General features: G+C 52.6%; 10 protein-coding genes and 3 tRNA genes. 3 read left to right on the top strand and 10 right to left on the bottom strand.

Going from position 1 to position 13047, the window contains the following annotated elements:
- Positions 1–1449 (top strand): helix-turn-helix transcriptional regulator (locus LGT44_RS04825; protein ID WP_230333535.1); only part of this gene is annotated, 1449 nt, incomplete at its 5' end.
- A gap of 105 nt (positions 1450–1554) precedes the next feature.
- Complete coding sequence (locus LGT44_RS04830) at positions 1555–3195, top strand: electron transfer flavoprotein-ubiquinone oxidoreductase (RefSeq protein WP_230332238.1); 1641 nt, start codon at positions 1555–1557, stop codon at positions 3193–3195.
- Between the two features lie 72 nt (positions 3196–3267).
- On the opposite strand, the gene LGT44_RS04835 is transcribed toward LGT44_RS04830, so the two are convergent.
- The 10 genes from LGT44_RS04835 to LGT44_RS04880 form a co-directional block, all read right to left on the bottom strand.
- Entirely contained in the window at positions 3268–4083 is an 816-nt protein-coding gene (locus LGT44_RS04835; protein ID WP_268866386.1) for a DUF6160 family protein, read from the bottom strand.
- Positions 4084–4253: 170 nt separating this feature from the next.
- Positions 4254–4772: a DUF1285 domain-containing protein gene (locus tag LGT44_RS04840; protein WP_230332240.1), complete on the bottom strand. Its 519-nt coding sequence runs from the start codon at positions 4770–4772 to the stop codon at positions 4254–4256.
- A complete protein-coding gene (locus LGT44_RS04845; RefSeq protein ID WP_230332241.1) occupies positions 4772–5656 on the bottom strand; it encodes a radical SAM protein in 885 nt (294 codons plus the stop codon). The genes LGT44_RS04840 and LGT44_RS04845 overlap by 1 nt, the downstream gene beginning before the upstream one ends.
- A gap of 111 nt (positions 5657–5767) precedes the next feature.
- Positions 5768–5853: transfer RNA gene (locus LGT44_RS04850), tRNA-Leu, on the bottom strand.
- 41 nt (positions 5854–5894) lie between these two features.
- Positions 5895–5968 (bottom strand) — tRNA-Cys (locus LGT44_RS04855).
- Between the two features lie 26 nt (positions 5969–5994).
- Positions 5995–6070 (bottom strand) — tRNA-Gly (locus LGT44_RS04860).
- A 75-nt stretch (positions 6071–6145) separates the two neighbouring features.
- A complete protein-coding gene (gene pgsA, locus LGT44_RS04865) occupies positions 6146–6694 on the bottom strand; it encodes a CDP-diacylglycerol--glycerol-3-phosphate 3-phosphatidyltransferase (RefSeq protein ID WP_145468673.1) in 549 nt (182 codons plus the stop codon).
- A gap of 15 nt (positions 6695–6709) precedes the next feature.
- Positions 6710–8530, bottom strand: a complete 1821-nt coding sequence (uvrC, locus tag LGT44_RS04870; RefSeq protein ID WP_230332242.1) for an excinuclease ABC subunit UvrC — start codon at positions 8528–8530, stop codon at positions 6710–6712.
- On the bottom strand, positions 8530–9177 hold the full coding sequence (gene uvrY / locus LGT44_RS04875; RefSeq protein WP_230332243.1) for a UvrY/SirA/GacA family response regulator transcription factor: 648 nt from the start codon (positions 9175–9177) through the stop codon (positions 8530–8532). The genes uvrC and uvrY overlap by 1 nt, the downstream gene beginning before the upstream one ends.
- Positions 9178–9261: 84 nt before the next feature.
- A complete protein-coding gene (locus tag LGT44_RS04880) occupies positions 9262–11976 on the bottom strand; it encodes a bifunctional acetate--CoA ligase family protein/GNAT family N-acetyltransferase (protein ID WP_230332244.1) in 2715 nt (904 codons plus the stop codon).
- Between the two features lie 81 nt (positions 11977–12057).
- Between LGT44_RS04880 and LGT44_RS04885 the strand changes: the two genes are divergently transcribed.
- Entirely contained in the window at positions 12058–12984 is a 927-nt protein-coding gene (locus LGT44_RS04885) for a histone deacetylase family protein (protein WP_145468665.1), read from the top strand.
- The last annotated feature ends 63 nt before the right edge of the window (positions 12985–13047 follow it).

Below are 13047 nucleotides of genomic sequence, written 5' to 3' on the forward strand. Positions count from 1 at the left end.
ATCCTGAACAGCAGCGAGGGCGGCCAGCTGGTAGTGATTTCAGCCCCCGCAGGCTATGGCAAAACCACACTGATCAGCCAGTGGCTGCACCATTCTCCACATACCTTTTCATGGCTGGCGCTGGATGATACTCAGGCGGCTCCGGGGATTTTCTGGCGCTACTTTATCACCGCACTGAATCAGGCATCCCCCGGCTGTGGCGAACACCCTCTGCAGCTGTTGAGAGAGAATCAAAACGAACACGCACTGGAAAATGCCCTTATTGCACTGCTCAATGAGCTGGACGCTATCAGTCCATCCTCTCCACGCGATGCAATAACACTGGTTTTGGATGATTTTCACCTGGTCGCAACACCGGAGCTGAGCGGGCAATTCAACAGCTTTCTAAACCACCTGCCACCGTCACTGCGCATTGTTATTACCTCACGCAGCGCGCCTGATCTGGCGCTGGCCAGACGGCGCGCCAGCAATCAGCTGGTCGAGATTAATCAGCACCAGTTGCGCTTCTCCGCAGAAGACAGCAACCGTTTTCTGCAACAGACAATGAGTTTGCAGATCGACAACAACCAGAGTCAGCTTTACTTTCGGGAAACCGAAGGCTGGATTGCCGGCCTGCAGCTGATCGGGCTGTCATTACAGAAGGCCGACACAACGCCAGCCCCTGCCGTCGAAAACCACCAAGCTGAGAGCAACAGCACCCTCCCTGGGCTGTCCGCGCCATCGCTGCAACGTAACATTGCCGATTATCTGCTTGATGAAGTGTTCTCACAACAGAGCCTCGACATTCAGCACTTCTTACTGCTGAGTGCAGCCGTGCCACGCTTTACCGCCGGCCTGTGTAATGCCCTGACCGGACGCAATGACAGCCTGAGCGTGATCAGCCACCTTGATCGCCACAATCTGTTTCTGCTGCCACTGGATAATCACGGCGTATGGTTTCGCTATCACGACCTGTTCCGCCGCTTCCTGTTGCAACATTTTAACGGGCTGGACGCAGATTTCCGGCAACAGGGGCACACCACAGCCGCGCAGTGGTTCGAGCTAAATGGCTATCTGCAGGAGGCACTGGAGCAAAGACTACAACTCCGAGACTGGGATAAAGCAGAAGCACTGCTGCTGCAGTTACTTGCCGGTGATGATGAAATCAACACACTGCTGCCCGGCTGGCTGGAGCATTTTCCGCACGAGCACCCGGTGCATCAGCATATACCGCAAACGCCGGGCCGGACATTATCCCCGCAGGCATTCGATACCCTGCTGACCTCACGCGAGCAGCAGGTTCTGGAGCTGGTAAGCCAGGGGCATTCCAATAAAGAAATCGCCCGCCAACTGCACATCTCACTCAACACACTGAAAGTACACATCCGTAATCTGTACGGAAAAATCGGCGTGGAAAACCGAACCGAAGCATTGCATAAACTCCTCAGCCAGGACGACAGATCACCGTAATTTCACCCCCACCAGATAGCGGTTATCACCCCCAGGGGTGATAACAAGCTGCACCGCTTTGCTTACTCTGACCGCTCAACAGGTGAAGTCTCAGAGGAGAACGCAATGACAAGAGAAACAATGGAATACGATGTGGTAATCGTTGGTGGCGGCCCTGCCGGATTGTCAGCCGCATGCCGTATTAAACAATCAGCCTCTGCCGCCGGACAGGATATTTCCGTTTGCCTGGTAGAAAAAGGCTCGGAAATTGGCGCCCACATTCTGTCTGGCGCTGTAATCGAAGACCGCGCACTGAAAGAACTTTTTCCTGACTGGAAAGCACAGAAAGCCCCACTCAATGTCGCAGTAACACACGATGATATTTATTTCCTGACGACACAAAAAAGAAGTATTAAAGCGCCACACTGGGCCATACCACGAACCATGCATAATCAGGGGAATTATATCGTCTCGCTTGGCAGCCTTTGCCGCTGGCTGGCCGAACAGGCTGAAAACCTCGGCGTAGAAATCTACCCCGGTTTTACCGCCGCAGAATACATCCTCGAAGATGGTGTCATTAAAGGCATCATTACCGGCGACATGGGTGTTAACCATAACGGTCAGCCAAAAGATGAATATGTACCGGGCATGGAACTGCGCGCCAAGTACACCGTATTTGCCGAAGGCTGCCGCGGCCACCTGGGCAAGCGCCTGATTGCCGAATTCAAACTGGATGCCGATAAAGATCCTCAGCATTACTCGCTTGGTATTAAAGAGCTGTGGGACCTCGACCCCGCCCGACACCGCGAAGGACTGGTACTGCACGGTACCGGCTGGCCACTGATGGGATCATCCACTGCCGGCGGATTCTTTTTATACCACACTGAAAATAATCAGGCGGTGGTCGGACTGTTTACCGATTTGTCATACAGCAATCCACACCTGAGCCCATTTAATGAATTTCAGCGCCTGAAACACCACCCGGTGTTAAAACAATACTTACAGGGCGGCAAGCGGGTTTCTTATGGCGCCAGAGCTGCAGCCAAAGGCGGGATTAATTGCCTGCCGAAAATGACATTCCCCGGAGGCTTGCTGATAGGTTGCGACGCCGGCACGCTGAATTTTGCCAAAATAAAAGGTGTTCATACCGGAATGAAAAGCGGCATGGTTGCCGCCGAAGAAATAGTCGCCGCCTTAAGCCGAGGGCGTGAGCACGATGAAATTACAGAATTCACTACCGCCTTCGAAGCATCCTGGGCCTGCAAAGAGCTGCAGCGCAGCCGCAACTTTGCCCCGGCCATGCATAAATTCGGAGTATTTGGCGGCGCAGCCTTTAACTTTATCGATCAGAACATTCTGCCAGTGCCATTCACCCTGCACGACACCACACCCGATTACACCGCACTGAAACCCGCTGCCAAGAGCCCGCAGATCGATTACCCGAAACCAGACGGCAAGCTGAGCTTTAGCCGGCTGGACTCTGTTTTTATCAGCAATGTAAACCACGCAGAAGATCAGCCATGCCACCTGAAACTGCAAGACGCTTCCATTCCACTGAGCGTTAACCTGCCTGAATGGGATGAGCCTGCTCAGCGCTACTGCCCTGCAGGCGTGTATGAAATAACAGAAGACGAAAACGGCAAGCATTTTCAGATCAATGCTCAGAACTGCGTTCACTGTAAAACCTGCGACATCAAAGACCCGTCGCAGAACATTACCTGGGTTACTCCGGAAGGTGCTGGCGGCCCTAACTACCCGAATATGTAGAAACGTTATTGCAGATAAAACAAAGGAGTTTTGCTCCTTTGTTTTCACGCCATTTATTCAGCCTCCGGTACCTTACAAATGCCCACTGATGCGCATATTTAATCCACCAAGATTGAGATCATCCACCGCTACTCTGCCAATACTTTCCTGCGCCAGCTCAATAGCTTCAACGTTCATATCGGCAAAAAAATTAACCAGACGAATATCCAGCCCAAGATCGCTGGCATGGATATTAATGCCAACAGGCAATTGCACATCCGATAATGACAACGCAGAAGAACCCCAGTCTTCCAGAGATTCAAAATAGGTATGATTAGCCAGAACCATATTGCGTACATTAATACCCAGCGGGGTTGCATCAACATCCAGATCAGCAATCCCCATCGCCATCTGGATTTGAATATCCGTCGTCTGTGCATCCACTTTCATCCGGTATTGCGTTGCCAGCACGGCGATACTAACGGAGTTAATCAGCGCAGCACTGTGTGCATTATCCGCTGAAGATAAAGCGATCTGGCCGGTCGACAGCCCAAAATCAATCACCCCTCCGCCCAGCCCCGGATCAACAAAAGCAGATAGCACGATGTCACCATCAGGAAGAACATCGACTGTCATCATCGTTCCATCAAGACGATCGCCAGAGCGCGAACTGTAACCCCAGTCTTTGCCAAAATAGCTGCTTCTGTTGGCACCACCCAACGCAACCTGGTTGATCTGCAGGCGGCCTTCATCCCGATATTCAATCTGACCAACAGTAAGCCGCGCAGATGTAACAATGGTGATGCCGTCCTGTCCGGAAATATCAGCCAATTGTGTATCGCTAACCGGGTCCAGAGCAGCAAAAGCAAGGCACGGAGATAAAAAACAGAGAGGAAAAATGTAGCGCATAGCCGTCCATGGTGTTCGTTATTATTGAATTGGCGGCAATGTAAGGAGCGCTTATGCAGGGTTCAAGCTAAAAAACAAAAGCGGGAAAATATTCAGAATTAACTATTAAAACAAATGTTCCGGAATGAATAAGACCTGCACGCAGGTCTTATTTTTATAATTACTCCGGATCAGGATAAAAAATATTTACTTCCCTCACTGGTAACAAAATAGCGCCCATCATTATCTTCATGGGCCATATCACTGAGATCGTAAAACGCATTGCGGGAAAAACGCGCATACAGATCAGCCCGGACATTTACTTCCGGCAACAGAACACCATCCAGCTCGCTCATTAACAGAGGATGATCCTGCCCGATGGTTACAACATCTCCGCTATTGGTGATGGCGCGTATGCTTTCATCCACACGCTCAATCATTACAATCAATAACGGCCGGTCCTCAACACTGACGCGCCATTTTTCGACCGGGGTCAGCAGGAAATATTCATCACCTTCTTTGCGCAGGATGCTGGCAAATAAGCGCACCAGTTTTTCACGTTTTATCTGCACACCTTCATGCCACCAGGTACCATCACGACGAATAACCATATCCATATCGCCGGATAATTGCGGGTGCCATTTTTCGACCGGTGGATACTGATTTTCAGCTTCAAGGCCAAGCTGTTGCTGCAAAGCATTCAGATTCATCACAACCCCCTTTGCCACTCCTGACGCAGACGAATACGTTCCGGATTATTAATTGCCATATCCAGCTGAGCCAGCATAGCGGACTTATCGGCACCAAGCGTGCCCTTTAACGGCAGATAATTGGATGCATGATCACTGCGGAAAACCGTGTTGGTTAACTCCAGATGGGAAATTAACCTGTGCAGCTCGACAAACAGATAATGCTGATCCGGCAGTTGGTAATTTCCGTTAAAACCCTCAACGACGCGCTGATCGCCGAGCGGATAGCTGACAATCAATGTCGATAGAAAATCCGGCTGCGCCTCATTCATCAGCAGAGCGGAGTTACGCGCATGCTGCTCACTGTAGGCAACACCACCCATACCGTTCAGGATCATCACCGATGACTGAATGCCGGCCTGTTTTATTTTTAAAAGCGCATCCAGCGTACTCTGCCAGGTTTCCCCTTTTTTAATAAAACCCAGCACGTCATCATCACCACTTTCGGCGCCAACATAAAGAATACCCAACCCCAGCCTGCGCAACTCGGTCATCTCTTCCACCGACTTTTTACGGATATTGCGCGGCAGGCAATAAGCTCCCACCCGCTTAACCCAGGGCAGATGTTCTTTAATGGCCAGCAGAATATTCGTAAGGCGGCGCACCGGCAGCACCATGGCGTCACCATCGGCCAGAAAGACTTTTTCAAAACGCGGACCCAGGGCAGCCGCCTGACGGATTTCATTCAGCACATCGGCTTCGTCACGGGCACGGAATTTTTTTTGCGGCTGAGTGTACATATCGCAGAAAGTACACTGATTCCACGAGCAGCCATTGGTGACTTGCAAAATAAGGGAGCGGGCTTCGCTGGGGGGACGGAATACAGGTTCGATGTAATTGAACATAAACGATGTCTCAGCCGGAAATTAACAGAGTATCAGGTATTATCCCTGAAGCTGCGATCGCAGAACACATCGGATGTTTTTAAAAAGGAGGAGTACTGCGAATGCTAGAAATGGTGCCCCGGGCCGGAGTCGAACCGGCACAGCCATAGGCCGAGGGATTTTAAATCCCTTGTGTCTACCAATTTCACCACCGGGGCATCTTGCCGCGCAGCTCGGCGAATGTCGGGATCACCGAATTTGGAGGCGCGAGCCGGAATCGAACCGGCATCGGCGGATTTGCAATCCGCAGCATAACCATTTTGCTATCGCGCCGAGATTCATTGAGTGCAATGAAAATTTGGAGCGGGAAACGAGACTCGAACTCGCGACCCCAACCTTGGCAAGGTTGTGCTCTACCAACTGAGCTATTCCCGCTTAAGTGCTGCGCATTTTAAATGGAGCAGCCTGAGAGTCAAGTGTTTTTTCTTACTTTTTAAGCACTTAGACGATTTATGCCTTGGCACGCAGTTCCGGCCAGGCAGCACGCAGATAAACCAGCATGGACCAGATGGTCAGTACCGCCGCCAGATAAAGGGTCACATAACCTGCTTCAATTAACAGCTGATGATCACCGGATGCCATCAGAATGGTAATAGAAGCCATCTGCAGTGCCGTTTTTACTTTACCGACATAACTAACGGCAATATTGGCCCTTTTGCCCAGCTCAGCCATCCACTCGCGCAGGGCTGAGATCACAATTTCCCGGCCAACAATAATGGATGCCGGAATGGTCAGCCACATACTGGCAAAGTTTTCGACCAGCAGTACCAGCGCGACCGCTACAATCAGCTTATCAGCCACCGGATCGAGGAAGGCACCCAGCGGGGTTGTCTGATTGAGCTTACGCGCCAGATAACCATCAAACCAATCGGTAACGGCGGCTAGTGCAAACAACACGGCGGCCCCGATCTTCCCGTCCGGGCCAAACCAGTAAAAACTGACCACCATCAGCGGAATCATCAGAATGCGACTCAGGGTCAGTATGTTGGGCAAATTCATTAAAACGTATCTCCGCTACTCGCCGTGTAATTGCATGAATATCTGTTCGGCAAGTTTTTTACTAATGCCTGGAACCTTTTCCAACTCTTCGCGCGGTGCGCTGCGCATGTTTTTCAGACTGCCAAAATGCAGCAGCAGTTCACGCCGGCGCTTAGGCCCGACGCCTGTCAGAGAATCCACATCTGACTGACTGCGCGATTTTGCCCGGGCTTTACGATGCCCGGTAATGGCAAAACGGTGTGCTTCATCACGCACCCATTGCAGCAAACGGAATCCCTCATGATGGGCGTCGGGCATTATAGGTTGTGTAGCACCGGCTTCCCACAAGAATTCCCAGCCCGACTTACGGGTCTCTCCTTTTGAGATGCCAAAGGCTGGCAGTGAACTCAATTGCAGACGCTGCAGCACTTCCTGAATCCTGCCAATCTGGCCTTTTCCCCCGTCGATCAACAGCAAACCGGGTAAATCATCCTGCTCTTTCAGGCGTGTCAGATGGCGGGTGACCGCCTGCTCCAGTGCGGCATAATCATCACCGGCAACAACGCCTTTAATTGAGAAGCGCCGGTAGCGCTGTTTCATTAAACCTTCTTCGCCATACACAACACAGGATGCGTAGGTCGCCTCGCCCTGCGCATGACTGATATCGAAACACTCGATGCGTTTGGGTGGCTCGGCCAGATTCAGCAATTGTGCAACCTGACTGAGTTTATTCAGTGCTGCCTGATGACCGGAGATTTTCGTCTGCGCACCGGTGCGGGCATTCTCGCTGGCCATATGCAGCCACTTGCGGTTCTGCCCACGACCACCGCGGCTGTGCTGAACCCTTGCCTGACGGTGCAGGCGCAATGCCTCCAGCAAGGGGGCAACATCTTCATCGCCAACATCCACAACCAGATCACGCGGAATACCTTCAAGGGCATGGTCGGCCAGATAAAACTGACTGATAAAATCCAGCAATAACTGCTCATCGCTTTCGCCGGCCGGATTATCCGGATAGTAATTCTTACTCGCCACCAATCGTCCCTGACGGAACGCCAGACGGTGAATGCAGAGAACATTCTGCCACTCAATAATGGCCCAGGCATCCGCTTCACCCTGCCCGGCATCGACAAACTGTTTTTCCTGAGTCTGGCGCAACAGTTCAATCTGATCGCGCAACGCGGCCGCTTTTTCAAAATCCAGGGTTTCGGCCGCTGTCAGCATCTGCGTTTGTAGTTCCTGCAGCAACTCCTGACTTTTACCCTGCAAAAACAGTGTCGCCTGCCGTACGCTTTGCTGGTAATCCTGCTGGCTGATTTTATTGACACAGGGTGCAGAGCAGCGCTTGATCTCATACTGCAGACAGGGCCGGCTGCGGTGATTGAAATAACTGTCTTCGCAGGAACGCAGCAAAAATAATCGTTGCAGGTAATTCAGGGTGTCACGCGCCGCACCGGCATTCGGGTAAGGGCCAAACAAGCGGCCATCGCGGCGCTTTTTCCCTCTCCTGTAAGCCAGCAAAGGGAAGTCGTGCTCTGACAGGTGAATAAAGGGATAAGATTTATCGTCTTTCAGCAGGATGTTGTACTGCGGCTTGTGCTGTTTGATCAGCGTTTGCTCAAGCAGCAGCGCTTCCGCCTCGCTGGCGGTGACGGTCACTTCGATATGATCAATACGGCTGACCAGCGCAACCGTCTTGCTGTTCAGACCACGGGCACGGAAATAACTGGAAACACGGTTTTTAAGATTCTTGGCTTTGCCGACGTAAAGCAATTCATCGTCGGCCGAGAACATGCGGTAAACCCCGGCCCGCTGGGTCAGGGTCTGCAGAAATGCACTGATATCAAAGTCTGCCATCAGGCGGTCGCCGCAGGATCCACCAGACCGTGGCGCATAGCCAGCAGAGTCAGTTCAACATCGCTGTCGATTTCGAGTTTTTCGAAAATCCGGTAGCGGTAGCTGTTGACGGTTTTAGGACTGAGGAACAGTTTTTCACTGATTTCAGCGACCTTCTGGCAACCAACAATCATCAGCGTAATCTGCATTTCCCGCTCTGAAAGCTCATCAAAAGGTGATGTTTGATCCTGCTGGAATGGCTTGAGGGCCATACGCTGAGCAATATCCGGGCTGATGTACTTCTGCCCGCTCTTCACCTTCATAATGGCGCGAACCATTTCATCCGCGTCTGCGCCCTTGGTGATATAGCCCGCAGCCCCGGCCTGCAACAGGCGCGTGGCATAAGGATTGTCATCACAGGCAGTGACCGCAATCACCTGAATTTCCGGATTATGACGCGTAATCTTGCGGGTGGCCTCAAGCCCACCAATACCCGGCATGCGGATATCCATAAGAATAATGTCGGGTGAGAACTCTTTGGCGAACTGAACCGCCTCCTCACCACTTGCTGCTTCACCGACTACTTCAATTCCCTTTGCGTCTGTCAGCAGACGAGAGATACCTGAGCGAACCAGCTCATGGTCATCGACAACCAGCACTTTAATCAAGGGACCACCCCGTTATTACACAATCTCAGCAGCGCAATGCATCATGGCACTGTCGTTGTTATTTGCGGAAATATAACAAACCGTTCACAGAGGGTACATTCGTTTTCTCTGCCAGGCGTATTTAAGCGGGTTCAGATTCTTACCCACCTCCACAACCCCCTCATCCATATTGTGGTGCGCACTGAAGCCCAGACGCTCTGCCAGCTTCAGCATGCCACCATTATGCGGCAGAACGGTGCCGAAAATCTGCAGCACACCACGTTCGGTCAGGTAGCCAATAATGCCCTGCATCAGCCGCAACCCCAGCCCTTCTCCGCGACAGTTGTCATCGATAATAACCGAGAACTCCGCCGCGACATCATCGGCATCGATATACACCCGCACCACACCGTACAATTCCCCTTCGCGCAGCGCGACAAAGGCCATTTCACGGTCATAATCAATCTGCGTGAAGCGCGCCAGTTCCCGGTGATCAAACTGGCGGCGTGCCGAGAAGAACCTCAGGCGCAGCGATTCCGGACTCAGTCGCTGATAAAAGCGTTCCAGCGCCGGTTCATCTTCAGCACGGATCGGGCGCACATCGTAGGCGTGACCATTACGACTTTCATACTGACTTTCCAGCTCTTTCGGATAAGGCATGATGGCACTTTTCGCCGGATGCCCCACCTCGCCAGCCACACCAATCACCATATAGCGACCCACCTGGCGGCGGATGGCGTTCACTTCAAAGCCCGCCATCCACGGATGGTTCAGCGCCATATGTGACAGCGCAACCAGCCAGCGCTCCAGTGTTACCAGTTCACGCTCAATGTTGTCGGAACGCTCACTCAGCACCTGATAAAAGTGGCTGCGTTTGATCAGTTTTTCCGCCAGATTGGCATTCAGCGGCGGCAATGCCACCTGACGATCCACCAGGATGTCGGCAGTAGAGCCACCACCACCAAAGAACAGGTAAGGGCCGATTTCAGAATCGCGGCCAATACCAAAAGAAAACTGCAGGTTGTCCAGCGCCCTGTGCATGGTTTGCAGGGTGTAACCCAGCACCGGGCTGTTCGGGAAAGCCGTGGCAATCTTACTTTCCAGATCCTCTGCGGCATTGGTGACATCTTCAATAGTTTTCAGCTCGCGCGCCACCGAACGCAGACGCTCGCGCGGGTTGTTGCCGTAAGCAAAGGGATAGAGGTAATCACGGTGATGTACCCGTAATACCCAGGGGCCTTTGACTTCTTCCGCTACGCTCAGCAACTCTGACAGCGAGGCACGATAGCGGTTTTCCGCACAGGAGAAACCGTAGGCGTTGAGCAGATCCCAGGCCTGATCCGGCAGCAGGTAATCACCGGGGCGATGGACCGCCAGAATGGCTTTATCGACCTCGGTGTGCACGGAAGAAATCGGAATTTCAAGACTCTCCGGCGTCTCGCGCAACAGATCCTGGGTACGCTGGTGCTGCACCATGTACATATAAGACTTAATGGCATTGTCCGGTGTATCAAAAGTGGGAATGCCATGCTGGTCGAAGCATTCGCGCGCAGCTTCCACCGAGTACTCCCCCATCCAGCTGGTCAGCACGCTTTTATTGCTGTGCTGAGCGATTTTGACCAGTGTTTCGGCATTGGCCAGCGGATCTGAGCCCAGACTCGGAATGTAGATGACCAGTAAGGCATCAACCTGCTTGTCGCGCAGCAGCGTATTGGCAACCGCCGCCAGCTGCTGCGGCTTCAGCTCCGGATTCAGCAGCACCGGATTGTCGGTTTTCACATATTCAGGCAACAGGCTGCGCAGATGGGTACGGGTATCTTCTGACAGCGTGGCCAGTCTTCCCTTGTCGTGCAGTAGCCGGTCCATAGCCAGTATCGCCGGTCCGCGACCATTAGCGATGATTGCCAGGCGCGGACCAAAACTTTCGCGTCGACGACTCAGGGCATCGACGCAATCAAACAGTTCATCAGTGGCCGATACCCGCAATACACCGGCACGGGCCAGAGTCTCATCCACCAACGCATCACGGGAACGCAGCCCTTTCGGGCTGGCAATGCGGTTTAATGGGTTTTCCTGAAAGCGATTGCTCTTAACCGCCAGTACCAGCTTATGCCGGGAGGCGGCCCGCAACGCACGGATCAGTGCTTTGCCAGAGCCTATTTCGTCCAGCTGAATCAGCAGTGTGCGCACCTGGGGCTCCTGCACGATGTAGTCGATCAGATCCGGCAGGGTTACGTCCTGACTCTTACCCAGCGTCAGCACGTGAGAAAAACCGATATTACGGCTGAATGCCCAATCCATAACACCGGAAGCCAGCGTGCCCGATTGCCCGACGTAGGCAATGTGTCCGCTGCGTACCGGCACATGAAGAAAGCTGGCGTTCAGCTTACGTCCGGGAATCACCATACCCAAACAATCAGGGCCAAGTATGCGCATCCGGGTCTGCTGGATAACCTGATTCAGACGATCGGACGATGGCCGGAACTGCCAGGAACGGGTTCGGGCAATACCACCGGTCAGCAACATAGCAGCACCAACATTCTTACTGTGAAGCTGCTTAATAATCTTCGGGACGGTTTCCGCCGGAGTACAGATAATGGCCAGATCGACAGCACCATCAATCTGCCCTATGCGGGACAAAGCCGGTATGCCATACACTTCTTTATAGCCGCGCGAGTTCACCGGAATGATCACACCGGGGTATTCGCCATTGACCAGATTGCGCACAATGGCACCGCCGAGACTGCCGACCCGCTCAGAGGCACCGATGACGGCAATTGTTTTGGGCTGAAAAAATAACTCGAGAGAGCGGGTTCCCATAAGGAATGATCCTTAAGTTTAGTTGGCGTAAACACTGGCCCTATATACACTGGGCACACAAAAAGACAAAAACTACCTCATATGACCACAGCCTACTACTCCTTCCAGCAGCATTTTGAGCACGATACCGGCGATGAACATCCGGAACACGCCATGCGTATTCTGGCGATTGAGCAGCAGCTCAAATCGCGAGGAGTGTGGGATCAGCTAACCATTCTTGACGGTCAGACCGCGCATAAGCCAGATATCCTGCGCGCCCACAGCCCGGGCTATGTCGACCAGCTGCAGCTGATTCAGCCCAAGCAGGGTCATATTTATGTCGACGAGGATACACCAATGTCCTCCGGCAGCCTTGATGCAGCTCTCTATTCTGTCGGCACCAGCACATTGGCACTGGACGACATTATGGCGGGCAAATATGACAACGCTTTTGTTTCCGTGCGCCCACCGGGTCATCATGCAGAACACCGTAAAAGTATGGGGTTCTGCTTTTTTAACAATGTCGCGATTACAGCACTGCGGGCAGCAGAAGTTCACCATGCGCAGCGCGTAGCCATCCTCGACTTTGATGCACACCAGGGCAATGGCACCGTCGACATTCTTAAAAACGATCCCCGGTTTTTAATCTGCTCAAGCTTTCAGCACCCGTTTTACCCCTACTCCCACTATCAGATCGATAAATACAGCAACCTGATTAACGTTCATCTGAATGCAGGAGCCGGCAGCGATGAATTCCGCAGCAAAGTCGAAGAATCATGGGCACCCGCGCTGCGTGGCTTCGCACCCGAGGTAATTATTGTCTCGGCCGGATTCGATGCTCACCGGGATGACCCTATGGCTGAGCTGTGCCTGCTGGACGACGACTATCGCTGGATTGGGCGCTGGATTCAGGAATATGCCGCCTCGCGCAATATTCCGTGGATGGCCATCCTCGAAGGGGGATACAATCTGAACGCCCTGGGGCGTTCAGTATGTGAATTTATCAATGAAATGCTGGGTAAAAGATAATCACACAACGCCGGTGACTGATTACTCAGCGATACAGAATATGTACACGACTACAACATCACT

It is taken from the genome of Thalassolituus alkanivorans, assembly GCF_020447205.1.
GTDB classification, from domain to species: Bacteria; Pseudomonadota; Gammaproteobacteria; order Pseudomonadales; family Oceanobacteraceae; genus Venatoribacter; species Venatoribacter alkanivorans.

Bases quoted from the DNA above. Each gene is read 5' to 3' on its own strand.
- LGT44_RS04830 (WP_230332238.1), top strand. From the start codon at position 1,555: ATGACAAGAGAAACAATGGAATACGATGTGGTAATCGTTGGTGGCGGC.
- LGT44_RS04835 (WP_268866386.1), bottom strand. From the start codon at position 4,083: ATGCGCTACATTTTTCCTCTCTGTTTTTTATCTCCGTGCCTTGCTTTT.
- LGT44_RS04840 (WP_230332240.1), bottom strand. From the start codon at position 4,772: ATGAATCTGAATGCTTTGCAGCAACAGCTTGGCCTTGAAGCTGAAAAT.
- LGT44_RS04845 (WP_230332241.1), bottom strand. From the start codon at position 5,656: ATGTTCAATTACATCGAACCTGTATTCCGTCCCCCCAGCGAAGCCCGC.
- pgsA (WP_145468673.1), bottom strand. From the start codon at position 6,694: ATGAATTTGCCCAACATACTGACCCTGAGTCGCATTCTGATGATTCCG.
- uvrC (WP_230332242.1), bottom strand. From the start codon at position 8,530: ATGGCAGACTTTGATATCAGTGCATTTCTGCAGACCCTGACCCAGCGG.
- LGT44_RS04880 (WP_230332244.1), bottom strand. From the start codon at position 11,976: ATGGGAACCCGCTCTCTCGAGTTATTTTTTCAGCCCAAAACAATTGCC.
- LGT44_RS04885 (WP_145468665.1), top strand. From the start codon at position 12,058: ATGACCACAGCCTACTACTCCTTCCAGCAGCATTTTGAGCACGATACC.